We start from the raw sequence: 22,918 nt of genomic DNA, 5'->3' as shown, positions 1-22,918 counted from the left end.
GCCTGCGTCATGAGCCGGGATCAGCCATGGCTGATTTCTCCACTCTCCTCGCCATGGGCGAGGAGAGTGGAGATGAGGGAGGTGCCTCGGCCGGTGCGGCCGCCCGGGCCGGGTAGGTAGTCGACCTGCTCGGCGGTCAGTTCGTCGCCGCACGATCGGCAGGTCACGGTGGCCTGGGTATCGTTGCCGCAGGTACGGTGCCGGACGATCAACGGCGGGCCCGCGTCACCGGCCTCCCAGCGGTCGCCCCACGCGGTCAGCGCGAGCAGGATGGGCACCAGGTCCCGTCCCTTGTCGGTCAGGTGGTACTCGTATCGGTCGGGCCGCTGCGAGTACCGCTCGCGCCGTAGCAGGCCGCCCTCCACCAGCCGTTCGAGCCGTTGGGTCAGCACGTTGGTGGCGGCGCCGAGGTCACGCTGGAGCTCGTCGAACCGGTGGAGGCCGAGCGCCACGTCGCGCACTATCAGCAATGCCCAGGGGTCGCCCACGATCGCCGCCGAACGGGCGATCGAGCACGCGATTCCGGTGAAGTCGGTTCTGGTCATGTCCTAGTCCCTTGCTTAAAGCAAGTCAGCAGGATACCGTGCGCCTCATGTATCACGCGATCGTGCGATCGGTTGTCAGGAGGACCTGGCGCAGGGTGAACGCCGGTGATTACGAGGCGGCGGTGTCGATGGCCTCGCCCGATCTGCGGTTCCGGTTCGTCGGCGACACCGCGCTGGGGGCGGACGTGCGCGGCCCGGAGGCGTTCCGGGCGTGGTTCGCGCGGTTCACCGAGCACCTCCCCGGCGTTCGTCTCAAGCTCGTGGACGTCGTGGCCGGTGGCTGGCCGTGGAACACCAAGGTCGCGGTGCGGCTGCAGGTCGCCGGCACGCTGGAGGACGGGACGCCGTACCGCAACATCGCCATGCAGTGGGTCACTCTCCGCTGGGGCCGCATGGTCGACGACATCGTCGTGGAGGACACCCTCAAGCTCGACGCCGCCCTGCGCCGACAGCCTCACCGCCTCTCGGCCGCGCCCCAGCCGCCCGGCGTCTAGTACTCCAGCTGTAGGTCGTGGACCTGCGAAGGAGGCGTTTCAAGGCCCTGGTGATCGTGTAGGTGCCCGGCTCATGGCATCACGATGGGCGCGCGAGGTAGGCCGTCTTGGTGTCGGATGAGAAACCGCACGCTCTGTAGAACGCGTGTGTGGCGGGCTTGCGCGAGTGCAGGTCGTGATCTTCACGCCCGATTCGCGGCCTGTCCGCCCCAGCACGCCTGGAGCTGCCCCCAGCCCCAGCCTCGGGTTCCCCGGGTTCCCTGGCCTCGGCCCTCCGGGTTCTCCAGCCGCCCAGCAGATCGGTTTCGCCCCGGTGGACCGCTTCAACGCCGACGACGGCGTGCGTTCCGCGGCCGAGGGGACGGTACCGGCTCGTTGTCCTTGGTGCTTGCCGAGCAGGGACACCAGCCTGTCGGGGGATCCGGCGTCGCTGATGATCGAGCAGGTCCGGCGCAGGCTCGCCGAAGGCGGCTTCGACGCCGTGATGACGGTGGGCGACGCGAGCAGGATCGTGCACGAGTTCGCGAGTTTTGGGCTCACGTTCCTTTTCGCGGAACTGCTTACATGGCTTGTCACCGGCTGTTCACCTTCGCCGCGGATCCCAACGCTGTCGCCCTCCGGCGTCCGGCAGCACCCAGGGGCGCGCTGTGCGGCGAGAGAAAGGCGAGACGTTGACCGACGATACCCGCAGCCAGATCTCACTTCGCGTCAACGACGTGACGCACCGTTTGACCGTCGACAACCGCACGACGCTGCTCGACGCGATACGGGAGGGCATCGGCCACACCGGCTCGAAGAAGGGCTGCGACCACGGGCAGTGCGGCGCCTGCACCGTGTTGTGCGACGGCAGACGTGTGGTGTCCTGCCTGACGCTGGCGGTCGCCGCCGAGGGCGCCGACATCACGACCGTCGAAGGTCTCTCCGGTGACGGTGACCTGCGGCCGATCCAGCAGGCGTTCGTGCGGCTCGACGGTTTCCAGTGCGGGTACTGCACTTCCGGGCAGATCTGCTCGGCCGTCGGGATGCTGGCGGAGCACGCGGCGGGCTGGCCGAGCGCCGCCACCGCCGACGTCTCCCCGGACGGCCCGGGGGCGGAGCTGGACGCGGCGGAGGTGCGCGAGCGGATGAGCGGCAACCTGTGCCGCTGCGGTGCCTACCCGTCGATCGTGCGCGCGATCCTTGAGACAGCCGCTCACGAGGGGGTGGCGGGGTGAAGGAGTTCGCCTATCGGCGCGTGGCGGAGGTCCGCGACGCGCTGACCCTGGTCGCCGAGAACGACGGAACCAGATACCTCGGCGGCGGCACGAACCTCGTCGATCTGATGAAAGACGGGATCGAGGCGCCCACCCGGCTGGTGGACGTGCGGTTTCTTCCGCTTGCCGGTGTCAGCGAGGCGCCGGACGGCCGACTGGTCATCGGCGCGACGACGACCAACAGCGACGTTGCGGCTCATCCGGAGGTACGGCGACGGTATCCGGCGCTGAGCCAGGCGGTGCTGGCCGGCGCGTCGGGTCAGCTGCGGAACATGGCCACGGTGGGCGGCAATCTCCTGCAGCGGACCCGGTGCGCCTACTTCGCCGACCCCTCGCAGGCGTGCAACAAGCGGGTTCCGGGCAGCGGGTGTTCCGCGATCGCCGGGGAGCACCACAACCACGCCGTCCTCGGGCGGTCCGACCACTGTGCGGCCACCCACCCCTCGGACATGGCGGTGGCGATGGCCGCCCTCGACACGGTCGTGCGCTACGAGACGCTCGACGGTGTCGGCGAGATCCCGATCTCGGAGTTCTACCTGCCCGTCGGTGACACCCCCTGGCAGGAGACGGCGTTGCCGCCGGGCGCCCTGATCACAGCGGTCACCCTCCCGCGGCCCGCGGTCTCCTCCCGGTCGCGGTACCGGAAGGTCCGCGAGCGGGCGTCCTACGCCTTCGCCACCGTGTCCATCGCCGCCGATCTGGACGTCCACGACGGATGGGTCCGGAGCGCGCGGATCGCCCTCGGCGGTGTCGCGTCGCGGCCCTGGCGTGCTCGGACCGCCGAAGCCCTCCTGCGGGAGGGGCCCGCCACCGCCGACAGGTTCCGGGCCGCCGCCGATGCGGAACTGTCCGCCGCCGAACCGTTGCCCGGCAACGGATACAAGGTGACGCTGGCCCGCAATCTCATCGTGGCCGTCCTGACGGAACTCGCGGACAGGGCCGCGGAATGATCCGGCGCACCGTACCGAAGGAGAACCGCGCGTGAACGTGTTCACCGGACGTGAATCCCCGGATGCGACGACCCCGGACGGCCGCCACACCGGCGGCACCGGGACCGCACGGCCCCGGATCGAAGGACGGGCCAAGGTCACCGGCGGCGCCCGCTACGCCGCCGACATCCCGATGCGGGACCTGGCCTTCGGCGCGATCGTCGTGTCCACGGTGTCCCGGGGGCGCATCGGCGACATCGACGTCTCGGCCGTCCAGGACATGCCCGGTGTGCTGGGCGTGATCGACCACAGGAACGCGCCTCGGCTCAACCCCGGGGCGGGGCACTTCTTCGGCCCGGACGGCGGGCTGCTGCTGTTGCAGGACGACGTGATCCCCTTCGCGGGCAGGCCCGTCGCGCTCGTGGTGGCCGAGACGCTCGAACAGGCCCAGGCGGCGGCCGAGGCGCTGCCGGTGACGTACGACGCGCAGCCGCACGACACGGATTTCTCCGCCGATCATCCGGCGGGCCGTCCGGCCTTGGCGCTCTTCGACGGGCCGGTGAACGTCGGTGACGTGGACGCGGAACTGGCCGCGTCCACGGTGGTGGTCGACGAGCGGTACCGCACGCCCGAGGAGCACTGCAGCGCCATGGAGCCGCACTCGGCGACCGCCTGGTGGGAGGGAGGACGCCTGCAGGCCGTCGACTCCAATCAGGGGCCCTTCTCCGTCGCCGGTGTCCTGGCCACGCTGTTCTCTCTCGATCTTGAGCGGGTGCGCGTTCGCACCGAGCACGTCGGCGGCGGTTTCGGGTCCAAGGGGATGTGCGGTCCGCAGCTGATCCTGGCCGTGATGGCCACGACGCGGTTCGGACGGCCCGTACGCGTCACCCTGACCCGCAGGCAGGTGTTCCTGACGACCGCGCTGAGGCCGCCGACCGACCAGCCGATTCGGATCGGGGCCGAGGCGGACGGTCGCCTGCGGGCGATCCACCACGAGCCGGTGTTCGCGATCTCACCGCTCGCGGAGTACATCGAGGGCTGCACCGAACTCACCAAGACGCTCTACGCGGCACCCGCGATCCGCACCCGGCTCACCGCCGTCCCCCTCGACATCCTGCCGCCGTACTCGATGCGAGGACCCGGCGCCGCACCGGGTTCGTTCGCGCTCGAATCCGCCGTGGACGAGCTGGCGGAGCGGCTGGGCGTCGACCCGCTCGAACTCCGGCTGCGCAACGAGCCCGCCGTCGGCCCGGTGTCCGGCCTGCCGTTCAGCAGCCGCAACCTCGTCGCGTGCCTGCGTGAGGGAGCGCGCAGGTTCGGCTGGGCCGCGCGTGACCATCGGCCGCGGATGCGGCGAGAGGGACACCTGCTCGTCGGAACCGGGCTGGCCGCCACGTCCTTCAGCGCCGGGGCGTTTCCCTCGTCGGCGTCGATCACCGCCGAGCCGGACGGGACCTTCACGGTGGCGATCGGCGCCACCGACCTCGGCACGGGCGCGCGTACCGCGCTGACCACGATCGCCGCCGACGCGCTGGCGGTCGGCACCGAGAGGGTCCGGCTCCTGATCTCCGACAGCGACCTCGGTCCGGCGTGGAGCGCCGGCGGATCCCGAGGGACGACGTCCTGGGCCTGGGCGATCAGCGAGGCCGCGGCGAAGCTGCGTGACCGGCCGCGCGATCCGGCGCGATCGGTGACCGTCACGGCCGACACCACGCGGCTGCTCGGTGATCTGCCGTCCAGGGAACGGCACTCCTACAGCGCCGTCTTCGCCGAGGTGACCGTCGATCCGGCGACCGGCGAGGTGCGTGTACGGCGGTTGCTCGGGATGTTCGCAGTGGGCCGGGTGGTCAACCCGCTCACGGCCCGCAGCCAGGTCGTCGGGGGAATGATCGGGGGACTGTCGATGGCGCTGCACGAGGAGGGCGTCCGCGATCCGGTCTCGGGCAGGCACGTCAACGCGGACTTCGCCGGCTACCACATCGCCGCGCACGCCGACGTGCCCGACATAGAAGCCGATTTCGTACCCGACGACGAACCCGGCATCCCCTGGGGGATCAAAGGCGTCGGCGAGATCGGCAACGTCGGCACCGCGGCCGCGATCGCCAACGCCGTCTGGCACGCCACCGGATCTCGCCAGCGGACACTTCCGATCCGTCTCGACCGCGTCCTGGAAGAGCACCCCCTGACATGAGCCGTGACCGTTGGACGCCCGGAGTCGGGGTCGGCTCCTCCCGGCCTCGCCCAGACCAGGCTTGTCCGGCGACCGCGGGGATGGTTTCGTGGGGTGTGCGCACCACCGACGACCTGCTGGACGAGATCCGCGGCATCATCGCGGCGCATGCCCGGCCGGACATGACGACGCCGATCGCCGGGCTGCTGGCGTCCAAGGTGGAGACGGAGGCGCCGGACTACTCGCTGACCGAGCCACTGCTGGTCGTCATGGCCCAGGGCGGCAAACGCATCCTGCTCGGTGACCAGGTCTTCGAGTATCGGGCGGGACACTGCCTCATGGTCACCGCCAACCTGCCCGTCACCGGCCACTTCCTCGACGCCAGCCCGCAGGTCCCGTCGCTGGCCATGGCGCTGGTGCTGCGGCCGGCCGCCGTGGCCCCGCTCCTGCCGGAGCTCCCGGCCGGCCGGCGGCCCCGCAGCGCCGCCGCCCTTCCAGCCATCGCGACCAGTGAGGCCGGCGCCGACCTGCTGGACGCCGTGGCCCGCATGCTGCGGCTGCTCGACCGTCCCGCGGACGCGCCGGTGCTGGCCCCGCTGATCGAGCGCGAGATTCTCTGGCGGCTGCTCACCGGCCCACACGGGGGCATGATCCGCCGGATCGGCCTGGCAGACGACGGCCTGTCCCACGTCAGCCGGGCCATCCAGTGGATCCGCGACAACTACGCCGAACCTCTCCGGATCTCCGACCTCGCCCGGCTGGCCGGAATGAGCCCGTCCGCGTTCCACCGGCGCTTCCGCGCCATCACGACCCTGAGCCCCCTTCAGTACCAGAAACGCATTCGCCTCCAAGAGGCCCGGTCGTTGCTGGTCGCCCGCGCGGGAGACGTCGTCGGCGTCGCCCATCTCGTCGGCTACGACAGCCCGTCGCAGTTCAACCGCGAATACCGCCGCCTGTTCGGCGCCCCACCCGGCCAGGACGCCGCCCGCCTCCGCGCCGACAGCGCCCCCGATAGCGCCCCCGACAGTGCCCGGCACCTCTCCTGACCTCGCCGATGAGCGGGCTACAGCGCGTCACGTACGGCAGGAGACGGCGACGTGACGACGGCCGCGCGGCGCTTCGTCGGTCGGACCAGGCGAGCCGGTGGGCCACGTCGTGCACCGGCCGGGCGGCGAGCACGATGAACGGCCTCTGGATCTCGTTACGAGTGAGCGGGATCAACCCGTCCGGGGCGGGTCGACGGGTGTGTTCGTCGGCGCGGAAAACGCGCGTGAGCATGGCGAGAATGAAGTGGGCATCAAGATCTGTACGAGTAGCCTCTAAAAGGCGATCGGCAAGCTCCTTAGGACGGCAGATGAGCGGATACGTGCGCTGGAGGGACATCCGGGCCGAGCACGTTCAGCGTGCCGGTGGCGAGGAGGCCGTAGAGGCCGGTAAGCGGGAACTTCTGGCCGAGGTCCAGGGGCACCGGCTGGCCGAGATCCGGCGCGGGCGAGGCCTGACCCAGCAGCAGGTCGCCGACCATATGGGCGTTACCAAGGAGTGTGTCTCCCAGATCGAACAAGGCAAGATCTCCGGTCAGGAGATCCTCACCCGGTACGCAGCCGCCCTCGGGGGACGGCTTCACCAGTCGATCTACTTCGACGACGGTGACATCGCCGCGATCGCATGACGCGAAACCCGTGAACGTGGAGACGGGGCGGGGAACATCGAACGCGAACGGCTCCGGATCCTCCTGTGATGAGGAGCCGGAGCCGGGAGGATCCGCCGTCAGCGGTCGAATTCGTGGGCTTTGACGCCGTTGAGGAAGGCTGCCCATTCGGTGTCGTTGAAGAAGAGCACCGGGCCGTGGGGGTCCTTGCTGTCGCGGAGGGCGAGGGCGGCGTCGTGCTTGTGGGCGGGGCGCTGTGTGGGGTGCTCCAGCTCGGCGACCTCGACGCAGTTACCGCCGTTGTTCCCGCTGAGGCTGGACTTGCGCCAGGTGAGTGTGCTCAGGTCCATCGCTCTTCTGCCCTTCTCCTGCCTCAGGGACATGGTCTTCGATGCGGGGTGGTCATCCACGGTCGAATTCATGGGCTTTGACGCCGTTGAGGAAGGCTGCCCATTCGGTGTCGGTGAAGAACAGGACGGGGCCGTGGGGGTCCTTGCTGTCGCGGAGGGCGAGGGCGGCGTCGTGCTTGTGGACGGGCCGCTGCGCGGGGTGCTCCAGCTCGGCGACCTCGACGCAGTCACCGCCGTTGTTTCCGGTGAAGCTGGACTTCTGCCACTTCAGATTGCTCAGATCCATTGCTCTTCCGCCGTTCTTCTGATGAGGTCTATGGACATGCTTTGTGGCAATGCTTCTGTGCGAATGGCCTCGAATAGCCGAACGGCCTCCCTGGTCTCCGATGGATCACCGGTCGTCAGGCCGCGAATGGCTGTGTCGAAATGCGCTACCTCGCTCCCGTCTTCAAGCGTGGCGATGACGAATCCTGCCAGGAGTCCGAAGTGGACGACGGACATCGGCACCACCTGAATGTTAATCGAGGAGTTGGCCACCGACACTAGCCTTTGAAGTTGGTCGTACATGACCTTTCCACTGCCGACCGGGCGATGCAGGACCGTCTCGTCGATGAGACAGCGCAACGTCGGGGACGGAGGGGAGCTACGGGTGAGCACCGTTTGACGCTCTAATCGTGCTGTCACGACCTGCTCGTCATCGACAAGTAGGGCACGGGCGTAGTCCTCGGTCTGGAGCAGGCCAGGAACCAGCAACGGCTGGTAGGTGCGCAGGGCGACGGCGGACTGTTCCTTCTCGTGCCAGGGGCCGAACCAGGACGGGAAGACCTGGCCCTTTCTCCAGTCGAGCAGGCGTAGGAGCAGGCCGTCCGTGCCGAGGGCGGTGTCGGCGACGCGGGCGAAGTCGGGGCTCGCGGGGAGCTGACCCGTCTCTATGCCGCTGACCAGGCTCTCGCTGAAGTGGACTCGTGCCGCGAACTGCGCTTGGGTGAGCCCGGCTATCCGCCGGTGGTGGCGCAGTTCCCTGCCCCATATGGCCTGTGGCGCGTGTGGATCTCCCATCTTGCCCTCTCCTGCCGGAATTCAATGCGGGGGGACCGGCCGCCAAGGTTTCCCGTGGTAGCCATTCACCTACTAAGAGTAGTGGGCGCTTGGCATTCTGGTGCGGAAACGGAGCGAAAAAGCGGGAGTGGCCCATGACAATCGACACCGACCCGAGGGCGGCGCTCACGGCGAGACAACTTCTCGCTGCGGAGAATCCCCCTTCCGTGCTGGGGGAGAAGGCGATTCCGTACAAGCCGGAATGCGTTGCGAGCGTCCGTGGATTCGTGCGGGACATCGCCCGTGACTGGGGGGTTCTTGAAGAAATCCGCGAGGTGGTGGAATTGCTCACCTCGGAACTGGTGACGAATGCGATCGTCCACGGCCGGGGCTACCGCGACGAACTCGCCGTTCACGTCGCCGTGTACCGCGAGGGCAGGATCATGGTCGTCGAGGTCCACGACGGCAACAGGAACGCCCCGGTCGTGACCATCCCGGGCGAGGACGGGGAGTCCGGGCGCGGCATGGCCCTGGTCGCCGGGCTGGCCCGAAGCTGGGGCTTCCGCGACACGCGCCTCGGCAAGGCCGTCTTCTTCGAACTGCTCGCCTGGCCGTGAGGTTTCCGCCGGGGATGCGGGTGAGGACCCCGCGCGGCTGTCGCCGACGCTCCCGTTCTCCCGGCCGCCACGGCCGTGCTCCTCGGCGTCCTCGTCGCATCATTTCTCGTCGTTCCATGACACGCCGACGGTTCCTCGCGCGGTGAAACCCGTGGGACGGCCGGGCCGTGATGGCGAATGAAGAAAATGCGCAATGGCCGTTCGTGATGCCGGCCGTCATGAAATTTTGGATGTGGGAAACGCGTCCGAAGATCCGGCCGAAAACGTCTCCGACGGCGTGTTCGCGTCTGGTGCGCAGGCCATGAAGTCGCCATGTGGAGTTCCCGGGCCATATCCATGATATTCATGTGCGGTCACCGGCCAGTGCCGGTCGCCGGCCTTGTCTCTCCGAAGGATCTGTCCCATTCTTCTCGTGAAGAGTGTGAGCGGCCCGATTAGTTGTATCCCGTGGAAGGAGGCTCCCGAACCAAGGGGCCTCTCATGTCATCGCCCCTGAAGTGATGCCGCACATGGCCGAAATTCCCCGATCCATGCAGCGAGAAATCCAAAGGGAGACAGGATGAAGCGAGTTTCGCTCGCGATTACGGCAGTCCTCGGACTGATGTTCTCACTGCTGTGCTCACCCGCCCACGCCGCGACCATCGCCGTCCCGGCCGTCCCGCCGAACGTGTTGCGCGCGGCCGAGGATCTGAAGACGGCACACCCGGCTCTCTCCGTCTCGCCGACACTGACGTTCAACAGGCCGGGCCCGGGTGGGAGCACCCGAAAGCCGTCCGCCGCCGCAGACGAGATCACCTGCACCGCTCAGGCCCAGTACCCGCACCAGTCCACCGGAACACCGTCCGCCGTCGACGGAAAAGCGGCTTCGTTCTGCACGGCGCCCATCGCCGACATCCGCGCCCAGGCGGAGTTGTATCGCTACCTCGACGGCTACGGATTCAGCCTCGTCGGAATCGGCAGCCTGTCGTATGCACTCAACAGCGCGGGTCCGGTCACCTCGTACGGATTGGATCTGTGCCAGGGGCGGCCGGCGTATTACGTTCTGCGAGGCATCCATAATTACTCCGCTCCCCCCGGCTATACGCCGCCGACCATCACACTGAACACGCAGACGCCGCCCGTCCTCGTCGACTGCTGACGATGGGAAACTCTGTGAGGGGGTGTAATGGACATCCCTTCGCCTTCATCGGGAAGGAGCCGCCAAGGATGAGATCGACTGTTTCGTCCGGGCGGTTCTGAAGGCTGAAATGATGAACACGGAGATGTGCTCCGGTCGTTCTACGGCCGGTGTTTCTTTCTCGCGTACGGCGGTCGGTGCCCTCACGCAGAACAGGTAAAGCCCGTTTCGGGGTCGCATGACGGGCCAAGGGCAAAACGATCGAGATGCAGCCCTTCATCGGTGAACGGCGGGGTTGCCGAGGTGAACGTCTCGGCAACCCCGCATTCCAGGTGAGCGGGTGTTCGAGAGCCGATTGTCGGCTTCGGCGGATCCGTTCGAGCGGTCGTGGTCCGGGTCGCCGAGCAGGACGGCCTCGGACGGCCCGTCCGTGCGGGGTCGCCGTGATCGACTCGGTCGCTCTTGCCGGACGGGACGACCCGTTGCCGTCTCCTCGATGTGGTCACCGCGCCCACGGGAACGCCCTGTTGAGTTTGGATCGCAGTGTGGTTTACAGTTCAAACCACAGGTTTGCGGTTCAAACTAGTTTGAGGGGCGGGCATGGATCGGCTTGAGGACGACGACCGGCCGCTGAGCCCGGAGGAGATGCTCCGGCTGATCGAGGAGCAGCAGAGCGCGACGAGCAAACGGCTCGGCGGTGACCCGCTGCTGACCTACACGCCGTGGGGCATCGCCTGGGGGGTGGGGTTCGGCGCACTGTTCCTGCACTACGCCTACGGCCTCATCGCCAGGGGCACGGCGCTGGCGCTGCTGTTCGCCCTGATGATCCTCGCGATGGCGGTCACCTCCTTCGCGCAGCGGACGGTGAGCAGCCAGGTGCGGGGCGAGGCGGCCGAGCGGGGCATGATGTACGGCTTCGCCTGGCTGTTCGGCTTCGCCTGCACGATCGCGATCTGCATCAGGCTCTCGCCCCTGCTGCCCCCCGACGAAACCGGCCTGCTGTGGGCGGTGACGTCCATGGCGGTCGTGGCCGCCCTCTACACCGCCGGGGGCGCGGTGTGGCGGGTGCGGACGATGGTCTTCCTCGGTGCCTGGCTCTCGGCGCTCAACGTGGTCGGCGCCGTCGTGGGTCCCGGTGCGCACGCCCTGCTCATGTCCGTCGGCGCGGGCGGCGCGTTCGTCGCCGTGGGCCTGGTGCAGCGGGTACGGCGGCGGGGCGGGGCATGACAGCGCCGCGCGAGCTCGACCCGGTGATCCACGCCCAGGCGAGGTTACGGGTGGTCGCCACACTCAACACCCTGGGCGAGGCCAACCAGATCACCTTCCCGGGCCTGCGGGAGCTGCTCGGGATGACCGCGGGGAACCTGTCGGTGCACCTCGGAAAGCTGGAGGAGGCCGGATACGTGGAGATCACCAAGACCCACAAGGGCCGTACCCCGGTGACCTACGTCGCCCTGACCCGGCAGGGACGCCGTGCCTTCGAGGACTACACCGCCGCCATCCGCGAACTGCTCGACCTAGGTTAGGAGACATCCCATGACGGAGATCGTGGCCCGTACCGTCGAGGCCACCCGGAGATACGGCGCGGTGACGGCGCTGGACCGGGTCTCCCTCGACATCCGCGCCGGAGAGCTGGTCGGGCTGCTCGGCCCGAACGGCGCGGGCAAGTCCACGCTGGTCAACCTGTTCGCCGGGCTGCGGCGGCCGACGTCGGGCACCGTCGAGCTGTTCGGCGGCTCGCCCGCCGACCCCGTACGGCGCCGCGGCATCGGGGTCACCCCGCAGGAGACCGGCCTGCCGCCGACGCTGCGGGTCGGCGAGTGCGTCGACTTCGTGGCCGCGCACTTCCCAGAGGCGGTCGGCCGGGAGGCGCTGCTGGAGCGCTTCGGCCTCGGCGACCTCGTCAGGCGCCAGATCGGCGGCCTGTCCGGCGGGCAGAAGCGCCGCCTGGCGGTGGCGCTGGCCTTCGTCGGGAACCCCCGCCTGGTCTTCCTCGACGAGCCGACCACCGGCCTCGACGTCGAGGCCCGCCGAGCGCTCTGGGACGCGATCCGCCGCTTCCACACCGAGGGCGGGACGGTGGTCCTCACCAGCCACTACCTGGAGGAGATCGAGGCGCTGGCCGAGCGGGTCGTGGTGGTCGCCGAGGGGCGGGTGCTCGCCGACGACACCATGGACGCGGTCCGCGGCCTGGTCGGCGTTCACCGGGTCACCCTGACCAGCCCCGAGCTGCCCGACCTGCCCGGCGTCCTCGGCGTCGAGCACGAGGACTCCCGCACGCACCTGCTCACCGCGGACGCCGACGCCCTGGTCCGCGAGCTGGTGCTGGCCGATGTCCCCTTCTCCGGCCTGGAGGTCCGGCCGACCTCCCTGGAGGAGGCCTTCCTCACCATCACCGCCCGCCACCCTCAGGCGGCCTGACCCCTCATCCGTCCTGCCCTCCTGGACGGCCACTCCCATCCCACTTCCACCCCCGGGGCGGTCCGGCCCTCTCCCGCGCCGCCCCCGCCCGTGTCACCTCCGGGCGGCCTGATCTCTCCGCGATCTCGACAGGAGTCCGCGATGTCCCTCGTCCTCACCCATGCCCGCTACCGATTCCTGGAGACGGTCAGAGTCCCCATCACCGTGATCGGCAGCGCGTTCTTCCCCGCGCTGTCGATGCTGGTCTTCGTGGTGCCGTTCGCCGGAGACGACCGGGTCGCGGCGACCTACGCCACCGGGTCGATGCTGGTCTTCGCCGTCATGTCGTCCTGCCTGTTCACCTACGGCATCGGCGTGGCCGAGGACCGTGCCCAGCCGTGGGACCCCTACCTGCGCACGCTGCCCGCAGGGCCGCTGCCCAGGTTCACCGGCCGGATCCTCACCGTCATGGGGATCATGGCGATCTCGGTCATCCCCGTGCTGCTCATCGCCGCCTTCCTCACCGAGGCGACGGCGACCCCGGTTCAGCTGCTGCTCGGGCTGGTCGCCCTGCTCACCGCCTCGATCCCGTTCACCCTGATGGGCCTGTTCATCGGATACGCGCTGCCGTCAAAGGCGGCCATCGTCGTCGCCCAGGTGATCTTCCTGCCGATGGCCGTCGGCGGCGGGCTGCTCACCGGGCCCCCGGAGTACGCCCCCGCGTTCATCCAGGTCATCGCCCCCTACCTGCCGACCAGGGGCGCGGTCGAGCTGGTCTGGGCGGCGAGCGCCGGTTTCACCCCGAACGTGCTCTCCCTGGCGATGCTGGCCGTGTGGGTCGTGGTGTTCGGCGCGCTCGCCGTCTGGGCCTACCGCCGCGACGAGGGCCTGCGCTTCTCCTAGACCCGCCGACCCGCCGACCCGCCGTTTCTTCCAGACCCGCCCCCGGGCCTTCTCGGCCGCGGGGAAAAGGGGACCCGAACATCCGCGCTCCCGCGGGGGCGTGACGTTTTCGCGGTTTCCGCCGGACCGTCGCGGGGGCGCGACCCGGCGGGAACCGCGATTCCTTTCCCCGCTCGGGCCAGCCGGTGCCGGGCCGGTGGCCATCGGGTTCCGCGTGCTCCCGGCCATGGACCGCGCCGTCACCCGCGGCGCAGGACGAGGTAGCCGTCACGTTCGAAGACGACCCGGTAGCCGTTGTTCCTGAGCGTCTCCACCCTGGCCAGCTGCTCGTCGAGGGTCGTGAAGGGAAACGTCTTCCTGCCGGTTTCGGCGACCACCCACGGCGCCCAGCGGGGCTCGCGGTCCCACAGCAGGACCCGGGTGCGGGAGGTGAGCGCGGGCCCGAGGTAGTTGGCGGCCTCGACCAGCACCCCGTCCGGTACGGCCGCCGCCGCCTGAGCCGCCGCCCCGCTTCGCCGGTCGGTGGACAGGAGCCTGTCGTAGGCGAAGAACGGCAGCAGGACGACGGCGACCGCCACCAGGGCCGCGGCCAGCGGCACTCTCGGCCCGGTGCGCCGCAGGCGGCCGATGCCGTCGACCGCGGCGCAGAAGATCACCACGGCGAGGAAGGCGTTGTAGTGGTAGGCGGTGCCCCACCAGTTGGGGAAGGAACTCGCCATCATGCGGGCGGCGAGCGGCGGCACCATGATCAGCGTCATCGGCGACAGCAGGCACAGGAACAGGACCATCACGCCGAGCAGCAGCATCGTGAGCAGTTTGTCCGGCGGGGTGCCCAGCAGGGCCAGGGCCTCCAGCGGCCGGGTCAGCGCCCGCGCCGCCGCCGAGGGCAGGTCGGGGCCGAGCGCCCCGTAGGCCCAGTAGTAGTCGGCCCGCCCGCCGAAGGCGGGAATGAGCACCCGGGTGGTGAGCAGCACCGCGGCGAGACCGGCCGCCACCAGCGCGGCCCCCGCCCGCCACCGCCGGGTCGCCAGCAGGAACAGGCCGTATCCCGCGACGAGCAGGCCGGTGTCCTCCTTGACGCACAGCAGCAGCGCGCCGGCCAGGACCGCCTGCCGTACCCGGCCCGCGTCGTGACGTTCGATCATCCACGCGGTGAGCACGGGGGCGAAGGCCACCTCATGGAAGTCGAAGGAGGCCGCCTCGGCGATCGGCCACGACAGCGCGTAGGCGGCCGCGACCAGATGGGCGGCCGTCGTGCCCAGGCGCCGCCGGGCGAACAGCCACAGCGGGGGGACGGCCGCGGCCAGCAGCACCCCCTGCAGGACGAGCAGGGTCTCGGGGCCGTCGTGCAGCCAGTAGAACGGCGCCAGCAGCGCCAGGATCGGCGACCAGTGGTCTCCCAGGACCGCGAAGGTCCAGCCCAGGTCGTTGTGGACTCCCTTGGCGATCGACACCGGGAGCCCGAGCCGGGAGTAGGAGCGGACGGCCTGATCGAAGATGACGAGGTCGTAGGTGCCGAGCCGGAACGCGCGCAGGCCCGCCAGGCCGGCGGCCGAGTAGAGCGCCGCGGCGAGTGCCGTGATCACACCCATGACACCCGCCGGGCCGACACGGGCGAGGACGTCGGCCACGGCCGATCGGAGGGCGCTCTTCACAGGGGATCAGAGTAGCCGGAGGGGCCGCGTACGGCCCTGCCCGTCATGTGCCCGTCATGTGCCCGTCAGTCGCCGGGGGTGAGCCCGTGGACGAAGACCACGTCGGGATAGGCGGGATTGTCCACGTAGCCCTGGATGGACCCGCTGTAGGCGTGCCGGTGGAGCCGCGCGTACGGCACGGCCACGGCGGCCTCCTCGGTCACGATCCTGCGCTGGAGGTCGGCGTAGGCCTGTTCGGCGGCGGTCACGTCGGCCGGCGGCAGCTTCGGCAGCGCGTCGACGGCGCCGTCGACGGCCGGGTCGTTCAGGTAGGAGACGTTGAACGAGACCGGCTCCGCGCTGCGGAACAGGTCGGCGAACCAGGAGGAGGCGTCGGCGTAGTCCGGGTGCCAGTACGTGAGGAGGATGTCCTGCCGCTCGGCCGGGTCGGCGGCCCTGGCCCGCTCCCACTGCGCGCTCCGCGACAGCGGCGTGGCCTTCAGCGTGACGTTGAGCCGCTTCAGCGCCGCGGCGAGCAGTGTCACGAGCCGCCGCTGGCCGTCGTCGTCCCGGGCGTAGGTCAGCGTGAGCGTGAGCTCGTTCATGTCCGGGCCGTAGCCCGCCCGCGTGAGCAGCTCCTGGGCACCGGCCAGGTCCTGTTTGGGCGGATCGCCCTGGGCGAAGCCCGGCAGCCCCTCGGGGATCAGGCCGCCGACCGGGGCGATCGAGTCGCCGACCGCGGTGAGCAGGGCGTCGTAGTCGATCACCTTCTGCACCGCCTGCCGTACCTTGACCTCCCGCAGCGGTCCGCTCCGGGTGTTGAGGAGGGCGAGCAGGTTCTCGAACGACGGGGTCCGCGACACGCGCGCGCCCTGGTTCTCCGCCTGGGTGAGCAGCTCGGGGGTGGGCCGCGGGATGAACGAGGCCTCCTGACGCTGGAGCAGCAGCGGGGTGGGGGAGGGGGTGACGCGGTAGGCGACCTCGGTGTAGTGGGCGCCCTTCCAGCCGCCCCAGTAGCCGTCGAAGGACTTCAGGGTCAGCTCGCCCTTCCCGCCCGCGCGCCACGAGCCGACGGTGTACGGCCCGCTGCCCGCGTCCCTGCCCTGTGCGAACCACTTCTTCAGGTCCCCGGACCCGGCGGCGGCGGTGTCGTAGACGTAGGCGCCGTAGCCCGCGGAGGCGACGAGGTCGAGGGGAGCCGGACGGCTCAGCGTGAAGACCAGCGTCCCGGCGTCCCTGGCCTCGATGCCGTCGACCGCGTCCCAGATGCGGGCCGCCTCCGCGCCGGTCTTCCTCGTGCGCTCGATGGAGGCCTTGACCGCGGCGGCGTCGACCGGCCTGCCGGTGTGGAACGTGACGCCATCGCGCAGGCGGAACGTCCAGGTCAGGCGGTCGGGAGAGCTTGTCCAGCCGGTCGCCAGGCGCGGCTCCGGCTTGCCGGTCCGCGGGTCGTAGACGGTCAGCGACTCGTAGACGTTCTGCATGACGACGATCTCGCCGGAGTGCGCGGACGCCGGATCCCAGTCGGTGACCACGTTCCGGTCCGGAAGGTAGACGAAGGTCGCGTCCTTCGTCGCTCCCGTCGTCTCCGCCGGTGTCGCCGGGGACTTGCCAGGCGGTGGGGCGTCCTGTGCGCCGCGGATCGTCCCGCCCGAGCATCCGGCGGTCGTCAACGCGAGGGCGGCGGCCAGTCCGGCGGCGGACACACGCTTGTGCCGGCGCATGGTGATGGTCCTTTCTTCTCGCCTGCCGGGGAGGGGACCGGGGGCCCTGACGCACGCACGCGCGGCGGGCTCCGGCGGGTGGCCGAGAGGGACACGGCAGGGTCCGGCGGTCCGGACCGCCGCCGGATCGGCTCCCGCGGCGGCCGCCCGCGCCGTCGCCTCCCGTGTCCGGCGTTCTCGACGGCCCGCGCGCGGCCGTTCCCGATGGGGAAGATCGTATCGAATCGTCCGCCCGTGAACGCGCCGCCCGCGTGGCGGGGCCCTCTCAGGACGGGCGTCAGGACGGGCAGAGCGTCTTCTCGATCGCCGTCAGGATCCGCTCCGCCCGCCGGGGGCCGACCCTCGCCGTGCCGTCGAAGCGGAGGCGGACCCGCTCCGTCACCCTGGAGCGATCCATCCCGCTCCCCAGGTCCTGGCACGAGCTCAGCGCCCGGCCGACCGACCGCCGGTGGGCCAGCGCCGGGTCGATCTCCCGGAGGGCGGCCAGGAGCGCGCGGGTCCGGCGCCGGTCCGGGAACGGGACGGCCTCCGTCCCGGTCGGCGACGGGACGCCCGTGAACCTGGCGGGTGCGGTGTCACCGGGCGCGGGAGTGCTCGCCTTGACGGTGTTGTGCGCCCTGCTGATCCTGTCGCCGATGACGCCGATCCCCGCGACGAGGACGAATCCCATCCCGGCCGACAGGAGGAGGGCCTTCAGCGGGCTGTGGCGCCGCGGCTGCCGGTCGCGCCGCGAGGAACGTTGAGGACGGAGAGTTCGCACCCACCGGACGATAGGGCGCCCGGTGCCTTCGGGGTAAGTGCGCCGCCCGCACGTCCGCCGGAGCCGTGGCCGCGAGGGTCCGTTCCGGGTTCACCGGCGGTCCCCGGCGGCCCCGGGTGTCCGCCGAGTGACGGAGTACGGCGCGGGCGTCCCGGCACCGCCCCGCTCCCGCCCCGGCGCCGAGGCGGGCGGGCGCTCGGAGGGGTCAGAGGTAGAGACCGATGGTCTCCGGGGCGGGCGAGGTGTTGCCGAAGCCCTCGCGCAGGGCGAACAGCTCGGCCAGCGTGGCGCCGGACGGCGGGACGCCCTCGCCGGTGCCGAGCCAGCGGGACGCCTCGTCGTGGGGCAGGGCTCCCACCTCGATCTGGGCGAGGCAGCGTCCCGGCCGGACCACGGCGGGGTGCAGGCGCGCCAGGTCCTCGTTGGTGGTGACGGCGACCAGCACGTCGCGGCCGTGGCCGAGCAGGCCGTCGGTCAGGTTGAGCAGGCGGGACAGGCCCTGCCCGGTGGCCTCCTTGGCCCCGGACCTGATCAGCTCGTCGCAGTCCTCCAGCACGAGGAGCCGCCACTTGCCCGCCTCCTCGTCGGAGTCGGACCCGACCGCGACCTCCATCAGATAGCCGGGGGAGTTGAACAGGCGCTCCGGGTCGAGCACGCAGTCCACCTGGCACCAGGAGCGCCACTCGCGGGCGAGCGTGCGCAGCAGCGTGGTCTTGCCGGTGCCGGGCGGGCCGTGCAGCAGGATCAGGCGACCGTGCACGTCGGCCGGGGTGACCGACATCAGGCGTGACAGCGGGCCGTCCAGGGAGCGGGCGTAGTTGCCGCTGACCTGTGCCCAGGGGGAGGCGGTGATCGGCTTGCCGGAACGGCGGGCACCGTGCGGGCCCTGCCACCAGAAGCCCATCTCGACGTGGTCGCTCTCCGGGGCGGGCTCGGCCGCGTCCTTGACGGTCTCCTCGATCACCGAGCGCGCCAGCCCGTCGTCCACCGCGGTCACGCTGACCAGCGCGGAGCGGTTGCGGTAACGGACCACACGAAGTGTCCAGCCCTCCCCGCGGATCAGCCGCGCCTCCCGGCCGTCGTCCTCCCGCGCCGCTCTGACCAGGGTCCCGGCGGCGGGCGCGAGCGGGGCGTCGGCGCGTACCCGCTCCAGTTCCGTGGTGCGCGACCACGGCTGCGCGCCGGTCGCGAACGGCGACAGCGCGAGCGCGTCGATCACGTCCATCGCCGAGTCGCCGTCGTCGAGCCAGATGTTGATCGGCAGTTCCGCGGGGTGGGATTCGGGGGTGAAGTTGACCTCCCTCAGTACGGACATACCGGTAATGATCCTCTTTGGCGTCATGAAGGTCGAGAGGATTTCGGTTTCCGGAATCTCAGGGAGACCTCCGGGGTCTCCGGATCCCCGGTGAGCGGGACCCGCGGCGCCTCGGCCGTGCCGGGGCGACCGCGACCGCGACTGCGACTGCGACCGGGGCGGGGGCGGGGGCGGGGCTCCGTGTCAGCTCCTGGACAGCCGCCCTTCGTAGACGGTGCCGAGGCCGAGGCCGTCGGCCCAGTGGTAGTCGAGGCGGTCTCCCTTGCGGGTGAGGGTCAGCGTGCCCGCGACGCAGGCGGCGGGGTCGTCCACCTTCAGGTTGAAGGCGAGGGCCGTCGCGCCGCCCCCGGTGAGTTCGAGGGTGCCGGAGCAGCCCGAGGTCGGTTCGGTCCACGAGCCCGAGCTCTTGCCCGCGGTGAGGCCGATCCGCACGTCGTGCTCGCTGAGGCCGATCGGGAGGTTGGGCGTGATGTGCCCGGCCCAGGTGCCGGCGAACGCGGCGGGGATCCCCGGGCCGCCGCCGGGCCGCCGGGCCGCCGCCATCTTCGATGTCTCCGGGGTCGGCTCGGCGGTGTCGGTGGTGTCGCCGGGGATCCCCGCGTCGTCGTCCCCGGACGGGGTGTCCCCCGGGAGGTCTACGTCGTCGCCGGGGTCGGCGGTGGGGTCCGTGCCGCCGTCGGGTGTGGCGGAGGGGTCCGTGCCGTCGCCACGGCCGGTAGGTGGGGCCGTGCTGCGGTCGGGGGCGACGGACGGGGGCCGGCCGGTTCCGGTGGGGGTGACCGAGGTGGCCTGGGTGGTCGGGGTGGTCGGGGTGGTCGGGGCGACGCCGGTTCCTCCGCCGCCCAGCGCGAACCAGGCGGCGACGCCCCCCGCGATCGCGACGGACGCCGCGACGAGGGCCACGCCCGCGGCGACGCCCCGCGACCGCCGCGAGGGCACCCGGGTGCCGGGGCCCGAGTGGTCCGTGCCGACGGGGTCCGTACGGGCGTCCCCGCGATCGTGCCCCGTGCCCTCTCCGTCCCCGGGGGGCGTGGCGATCAGGGTGCCGATCCTGGCCAGGTCCCCGGTGGACGGCGGGGGCGACGAGGGCGGGGCGTCCGGGGCGACGAGGCTGACCATCAGGGAACGGGCCGAGGGCCTGCGGGAGGGGTCCTTGTCGAGGCAGGAGCCGATCAGCCCGGCGAACCGGGGAGGCAGGACCGACAGGTCCGGCTGGTGGGTCAGGATCCGGTGCAGCACGGCGGGCAGCGTGTCGGCCCCGAACGGGGAGCGGCCACTGGCCGCGCAGACCATCGTGGCCGCCCAGGCGAACACGTCGGAGGCGGGGGAGGCGGGAGCGCCGCCGATCTGCTCGGGAGCCATGTAGGAGGGGGTGCCGACGATCCCGGAGGTCATCGTCGCGGCGCCGTCCGCCCTGGCGATGCCGAAGTCGACGACCCGGGGGCCGTCGGGGCCGAGCAGCACGTTGGCCGGCTTGAAGTCCCGGTGCACGATCCCGGCCGAGTGGATCGCGGCCAGCGCGGTGGCCGTGCCGACCACCAGGCGTTCCAGCTCGCCGTCCCGCAGCGGTCCCCGCTCGTGGATCCGCTGCTGCAGCGAGGGCCCGTCGACGAACTCGCTCACCACGTAGGGGCGGGGCCCGTCGACCGAGGCGGCCAGCACGCGCGCCGTGCAGAAGGGGGCGACGCTCTCCAGCGCCGACAGCTCCCTGGCCAGCCGTGCCCGTGTCTCGGGGTCGCGGCCGAACAGCAGCTTGACCGCGACCGGCTCGCCGCCGGGCGTGTGCGCCAGATAGACGACGCCCTGCCCTCCCTCGCCGAGCCGTCCGGCCAGCCGGAACGTTCCGAGCGCGGGGGGATCGTCGGGGGTGAGGGGGGTCACGGCCATGCGGGCAAGGCTAGCGATGACCGCCCGGTATGTGGATATTTGAAGCATGCGGACGATTGACTGGGTTGACGGAGCCATCGAGCTCGTGGACCAGACAGCGCTGCCCGACGAGTATCGCCTCATCAGGGTCGACACGGTCGACGGGCTCGTCGAGGCGGTGCGGCGGCTGGCCGTACGGGGGGCTCCGGCCCTGGGGATCGCGGGGGCGCTCGGCGTCGCGCTCGCGGTGCGCGGCGAACCTGATCCGGCGGCCGCCGCGGCCCGGCTGCGGGCGGCCAGGCCGACCGCCGTCAACCTCGCCCGGGGCGTCGACGAGGCGCTCAAGCTGCTGGACGACGGGTTCGAGGCGGTGCTGGCCCGCGCGCTGCAGATCATGGCCGACGACGTCGCGGCCTGCCGCGCGATGGGGGAGCGGGGCGCGGACCTGGTGCGCGAGCTCACCGGGCGGGACAAGGTCCGGATCATGACCATCTGCAACACCGGCGGCCTGGCCACGGTGGAGCGCGGCACCGCCCTGGGCGTCATACAGACCCTGCACGAGCGGGGGCAGCTGGTCGAGGCGCTGGCGCTGGAGACCCGGCCCCTGCTCCAGGGCGCCCGGCTGACGGCGTGGGAGCTGGGCCGGATGGACGCGCCGTACCGGCTGATCGCCGACTCCGCGGGGCCGTTCCTGCTCGCCAGGGGGCACGCCGACGCCGTGCTGATCGGCGCCGACCGGATCGCGGCCGACGGCGACACGGCCAACAAGATCGGTTCGTACGCCCTGGCCCTCGGCGCCCGCCGCGCGGGCGTGCCGTTCCTCGTCGTGGCCCCCGAGACCACCGTCGACCTGTCGACCCCGACCGGGAGCGCGATCGAGATCGAGGAGCGCGACCCGGCGGAGGTGCTCTGCGCGCGCGGGGTACGGCTGGCGCCGGAGGGGGCGGACGCCCTGAACCCGGCCTTCGACGTCACCCCGCACGACCTCGTCACGGCCATCGTCACCGAGCGGCGGGTGATCCGCCCCGGCCTGGGTGAGCGTCTCTGACCGCGCGGGCGGCGGGCGGGGTTTAGCCGCCCGGTGGCCGGTAAGGGAACCTCCGTTCCACCGTTCACCCCCGACCTGGAGCCCCGTTTCGCCTGTTTCATCAGTAGATCAGTTGGTAAACCATGCACTGAGGCGACGCGTCTGCTATTACGCTCCGGTAAACCCCTGTAACCCGACCGTGGAGAAATCTCGTGGCCATCGATCTTGTTACCCGTCGCGAGTGGGGCGCCCGGGCGCCGCGTGGTTCCTACGGGCGGCTCAGCTCGACCAGAGGTGTCAAGGTTCACTACACCGGCGGCCAGGTCAGCCCGGACATCGTCAACGACCACGCCAAGTGCGTGGCCATGGTGAGGGCCATCCAGAACTTCCACATGGACGGCAACGGCTGGATGGACGTCGGCTACTCGATGCTGGTCTGCCCGCACCGCAAGGTCTTCGAGGGCCGCGGGCCCAACCACCTGCCCGCCGCGAACGGCGCCGGGCTCAACAGCGACCACTACGCCGTGCTCGGCATGATCGGCAACGCGGGGCTGACCCAGCCGAACGACGCCCTCCTGAACGGCATCCTCGACGCCGTCGAGTACCTCCGTGACAAGGGCGGCGCGGGCAGGGAGATCAAGGGACACCGCGACGGCTACTCGACCGACTGCCCCGGCGGGCCGCTGTACGCCTGGGTGAAGAAGGGCGCCCCACGCCCCGGCGGGGGCGAGGGCCCCAAGGAGCCGGGCGAGCCGTCGTACCCGCCCTTCCCCGGGCGTGTCCTGAAGTACCCGCCGCTCATGAGCGGGGAGGACGTCCGCACCTGGCAGCGGCAGATGCGCACCCGGGGCTGGAGCCTCGACGCCGACGGCCTGTACGGCGAGCGCTCCCGCGAGGTCTGCCGCGGCTTCCAGAAGGAGAAGAGTCTGCAGGTCACCGGTGCCGTCGACCGTGTCACCTGGGACGCCTCCTGGAAGGCGCCGGTCACCTGAGACGGGCCGGGGCCGGCGCGGGGAGGAGACCCGCAGAGTCCCCGGGAGACGGGCGCGGGAGACCACGGGAGAGTCGCGGGAAGGCCATGGGGGAGTCACGGTCACCGGACGGGATCGTCCGGTGGCCGGGACC

23 protein-coding genes are annotated in these 22,918 nt (G+C 71.0%); 14 read left to right on the top strand and 9 right to left on the bottom strand.

The annotated features are described in order from the left end of the window. Positions 1–20 precede the first annotated feature (20 nt). Positions 21–545 (bottom strand): helix-turn-helix domain-containing protein, encoded by a 525-nt coding sequence (locus AB0N02_RS10815; protein WP_363944780.1) that lies wholly within the window; start codon positions 543–545, stop codon positions 21–23. Positions 546–607: 62 nt separating this feature from the next. On the opposite strand from AB0N02_RS10815, the gene AB0N02_RS10810 reads away from it, so the two are divergent. From AB0N02_RS10810 to AB0N02_RS10785, 6 genes are all read left to right on the top strand, one after another. Then, complete coding sequence (locus AB0N02_RS10810) at positions 608–1,039, top strand: nuclear transport factor 2 family protein (RefSeq protein WP_363944778.1); 432 nt, start codon at positions 608–610, stop codon at positions 1,037–1,039. Between the two features lie 671 nt (positions 1,040–1,710). After that, positions 1,711–2,253 (top strand): 2Fe-2S iron-sulfur cluster-binding protein, encoded by a 543-nt coding sequence (locus tag AB0N02_RS10805; protein WP_363944776.1) that lies wholly within the window; start codon positions 1,711–1,713, stop codon positions 2,251–2,253. Then, complete coding sequence (locus AB0N02_RS10800) at positions 2,250–3,242, top strand: xanthine dehydrogenase family protein subunit M (RefSeq protein ID WP_363944775.1); 993 nt, start codon at positions 2,250–2,252, stop codon at positions 3,240–3,242. The genes AB0N02_RS10805 and AB0N02_RS10800 overlap by 4 nt, the downstream gene beginning before the upstream one ends. A gap of 31 nt (positions 3,243–3,273) precedes the next feature. Further along, the gene (locus tag AB0N02_RS10795; RefSeq protein ID WP_363944773.1) at positions 3,274–5,412 is read left to right on the top strand and encodes a xanthine dehydrogenase family protein molybdopterin-binding subunit; all 2,139 of its coding nucleotides are present in this window, start codon (positions 3,274–3,276) and stop codon (positions 5,410–5,412) included. A gap of 95 nt (positions 5,413–5,507) precedes the next feature. After that, entirely contained in the window at positions 5,508–6,437 is a 930-nt protein-coding gene (locus AB0N02_RS10790) for an AraC family transcriptional regulator (protein ID WP_363944771.1), read from the top strand. A gap of 308 nt (positions 6,438–6,745) precedes the next feature. Further along, a complete protein-coding gene (locus AB0N02_RS10785) occupies positions 6,746–7,063 on the top strand; it encodes a helix-turn-helix transcriptional regulator (RefSeq protein ID WP_363944769.1) in 318 nt (105 codons plus the stop codon). A 98-nt stretch (positions 7,064–7,161) separates the two neighbouring features. Here AB0N02_RS10785 and AB0N02_RS10780 read toward each other — a convergent pair whose 3' ends face one another. Genes AB0N02_RS10780 through AB0N02_RS10770 form a run of 3 tightly spaced genes read right to left on the bottom strand, consistent with a single transcriptional unit; the run spans position 7,162 to position 8,451 of the window. Further along, positions 7,162–7,392, bottom strand: a complete 231-nt coding sequence (locus AB0N02_RS10780) for a DUF397 domain-containing protein (RefSeq protein WP_363944767.1) — start codon at positions 7,390–7,392, stop codon at positions 7,162–7,164. A gap of 52 nt (positions 7,393–7,444) precedes the next feature. After that, on the bottom strand, positions 7,445–7,678 hold the full coding sequence (locus tag AB0N02_RS10775; protein ID WP_363944765.1) for a DUF397 domain-containing protein: 234 nt from the start codon (positions 7,676–7,678) through the stop codon (positions 7,445–7,447). Further along, entirely contained in the window at positions 7,669–8,451 is a 783-nt protein-coding gene (locus AB0N02_RS10770; protein ID WP_363944764.1) for a helix-turn-helix transcriptional regulator, read from the bottom strand. Before AB0N02_RS10770 ends, AB0N02_RS10775 begins: the two co-directional genes overlap by 10 nt. Positions 8,452–8,585: 134 nt before the next feature. Between AB0N02_RS10770 and AB0N02_RS10765 the strand changes: the two genes are divergently transcribed. The 6 genes from AB0N02_RS10765 to AB0N02_RS10740 all read left to right on the top strand — a co-directional run bounded on the left by AB0N02_RS10765 (position 8,586) and on the right by AB0N02_RS10740 (position 13,467). Beyond that, complete coding sequence (locus tag AB0N02_RS10765) at positions 8,586–9,047, top strand: ATP-binding protein (protein ID WP_363944762.1); 462 nt, start codon at positions 8,586–8,588, stop codon at positions 9,045–9,047. Positions 9,048–9,606: 559 nt separating this feature from the next. Next, the gene (locus tag AB0N02_RS10760) at positions 9,607–10,185 is read left to right on the top strand and encodes a hypothetical protein (protein ID WP_363944760.1); all 579 of its coding nucleotides are present in this window, start codon (positions 9,607–9,609) and stop codon (positions 10,183–10,185) included. Between the two features lie 579 nt (positions 10,186–10,764). Further along, entirely contained in the window at positions 10,765–11,391 is a 627-nt protein-coding gene (locus AB0N02_RS10755) for a hypothetical protein (protein WP_363944758.1), read from the top strand. Beyond that, positions 11,388–11,690 (top strand): transcriptional regulator, encoded by a 303-nt coding sequence (locus AB0N02_RS10750; protein ID WP_363944756.1) that lies wholly within the window; start codon positions 11,388–11,390, stop codon positions 11,688–11,690. Before AB0N02_RS10755 ends, AB0N02_RS10750 begins: the two co-directional genes overlap by 4 nt. 10 nt (positions 11,691–11,700) lie before the next feature. Then, on the top strand, positions 11,701–12,585 hold the full coding sequence (locus tag AB0N02_RS10745; RefSeq protein ID WP_363944755.1) for an ABC transporter ATP-binding protein: 885 nt from the start codon (positions 11,701–11,703) through the stop codon (positions 12,583–12,585). A gap of 141 nt (positions 12,586–12,726) precedes the next feature. Beyond that, entirely contained in the window at positions 12,727–13,467 is a 741-nt protein-coding gene (locus tag AB0N02_RS10740) for an ABC transporter permease (protein ID WP_363944753.1), read from the top strand. Positions 13,468–13,706: 239 nt separating this feature from the next. Here AB0N02_RS10740 and AB0N02_RS10735 read toward each other — a convergent pair whose 3' ends face one another. The 5 genes from AB0N02_RS10735 to AB0N02_RS10715 all read right to left on the bottom strand — a co-directional run bounded on the left by AB0N02_RS10735 (position 13,707) and on the right by AB0N02_RS10715 (position 20,787). After that, positions 13,707–15,122, bottom strand: coding sequence for a DUF2079 domain-containing protein (locus AB0N02_RS10735; protein ID WP_363944751.1), 1,416 nt, complete (start codon positions 15,120–15,122; stop codon positions 13,707–13,709). A gap of 65 nt (positions 15,123–15,187) precedes the next feature. Beyond that, positions 15,188–16,825, bottom strand: coding sequence for an ABC transporter substrate-binding protein (locus tag AB0N02_RS10730; protein WP_363944749.1), 1,638 nt, complete (start codon positions 16,823–16,825; stop codon positions 15,188–15,190). A 277-nt stretch (positions 16,826–17,102) separates the two neighbouring features. Then, the gene (locus tag AB0N02_RS10725) at positions 17,103–17,585 is read right to left on the bottom strand and encodes a hypothetical protein (RefSeq protein WP_363944747.1); all 483 of its coding nucleotides are present in this window, start codon (positions 17,583–17,585) and stop codon (positions 17,103–17,105) included. A 205-nt stretch (positions 17,586–17,790) separates the two neighbouring features. After that, positions 17,791–18,900, bottom strand: coding sequence for a DUF5925 domain-containing protein (locus AB0N02_RS10720; RefSeq protein ID WP_363944746.1), 1,110 nt, complete (start codon positions 18,898–18,900; stop codon positions 17,791–17,793). Positions 18,901–19,083: 183 nt separating this feature from the next. Next, a complete protein-coding gene (locus AB0N02_RS10715; RefSeq protein ID WP_363944744.1) occupies positions 19,084–20,787 on the bottom strand; it encodes a protein kinase in 1,704 nt (567 codons plus the stop codon). 46 nt (positions 20,788–20,833) lie between these two features. On the opposite strand from AB0N02_RS10715, the gene mtnA reads away from it, so the two are divergent. Continuing rightward, positions 20,834–21,814, top strand: coding sequence for an S-methyl-5-thioribose-1-phosphate isomerase (mtnA, locus tag AB0N02_RS10710; protein ID WP_363944742.1), 981 nt, complete (start codon positions 20,834–20,836; stop codon positions 21,812–21,814). Between the two features lie 191 nt (positions 21,815–22,005). After that, positions 22,006–22,785, top strand: coding sequence for an N-acetylmuramoyl-L-alanine amidase (locus tag AB0N02_RS10705; RefSeq protein WP_363944741.1), 780 nt, complete (start codon positions 22,006–22,008; stop codon positions 22,783–22,785). Positions 22,786–22,918: the final 133 nt, after the last annotated feature.

Source organism: Streptosporangium sp. NPDC051022 (genome assembly GCF_040683035.1).
Taxonomy (GTDB): domain Bacteria; phylum Actinomycetota; class Actinomycetes; order Streptosporangiales; family Streptosporangiaceae; genus Streptosporangium.
This window is presented reverse-complemented; position numbering and strand designations above follow the sequence as displayed.

Excerpts from the sequence above, each read along its gene's own strand:
- AB0N02_RS10720 (WP_363944746.1), bottom strand. The coding sequence starts at position 18,900 with ATGTCCGTACTGAGGGAGGTCAACTTCACCCCCGAATCCCACCCCGCG.
- AB0N02_RS10815 (WP_363944780.1), bottom strand. The coding sequence starts at position 545 with ATGACCAGAACCGACTTCACCGGAATCGCGTGCTCGATCGCCCGTTCG.
- AB0N02_RS10750 (WP_363944756.1), top strand. The coding sequence starts at position 11,388 with ATGACAGCGCCGCGCGAGCTCGACCCGGTGATCCACGCCCAGGCGAGG.
- AB0N02_RS10745 (WP_363944755.1), top strand. The coding sequence starts at position 11,701 with ATGACGGAGATCGTGGCCCGTACCGTCGAGGCCACCCGGAGATACGGC.
- AB0N02_RS10740 (WP_363944753.1), top strand. The coding sequence starts at position 12,727 with ATGTCCCTCGTCCTCACCCATGCCCGCTACCGATTCCTGGAGACGGTC.
- AB0N02_RS10780 (WP_363944767.1), bottom strand. The coding sequence starts at position 7,392 with ATGGACCTGAGCACACTCACCTGGCGCAAGTCCAGCCTCAGCGGGAAC.
- AB0N02_RS10785 (WP_363944769.1), top strand. The coding sequence starts at position 6,746 with ATGAGCGGATACGTGCGCTGGAGGGACATCCGGGCCGAGCACGTTCAG.
- AB0N02_RS10715 (WP_363944744.1), bottom strand. The coding sequence starts at position 20,787 with ATGGCCGTGACCCCCCTCACCCCCGACGATCCCCCCGCGCTCGGAACG.
- AB0N02_RS10775 (WP_363944765.1), bottom strand. The coding sequence starts at position 7,678 with ATGGATCTGAGCAATCTGAAGTGGCAGAAGTCCAGCTTCACCGGAAAC.
- AB0N02_RS10765 (WP_363944762.1), top strand. The coding sequence starts at position 8,586 with ATGACAATCGACACCGACCCGAGGGCGGCGCTCACGGCGAGACAACTT.
- AB0N02_RS10770 (WP_363944764.1), bottom strand. The coding sequence starts at position 8,451 with ATGGGAGATCCACACGCGCCACAGGCCATATGGGGCAGGGAACTGCGC.
- AB0N02_RS10755 (WP_363944758.1), top strand. The coding sequence starts at position 10,765 with ATGGATCGGCTTGAGGACGACGACCGGCCGCTGAGCCCGGAGGAGATG.
- mtnA (WP_363944742.1), top strand. The coding sequence starts at position 20,834 with ATGCGGACGATTGACTGGGTTGACGGAGCCATCGAGCTCGTGGACCAG.
- AB0N02_RS10760 (WP_363944760.1), top strand. The coding sequence starts at position 9,607 with ATGAAGCGAGTTTCGCTCGCGATTACGGCAGTCCTCGGACTGATGTTC.
- AB0N02_RS10730 (WP_363944749.1), bottom strand. The coding sequence starts at position 16,825 with ATGCGCCGGCACAAGCGTGTGTCCGCCGCCGGACTGGCCGCCGCCCTC.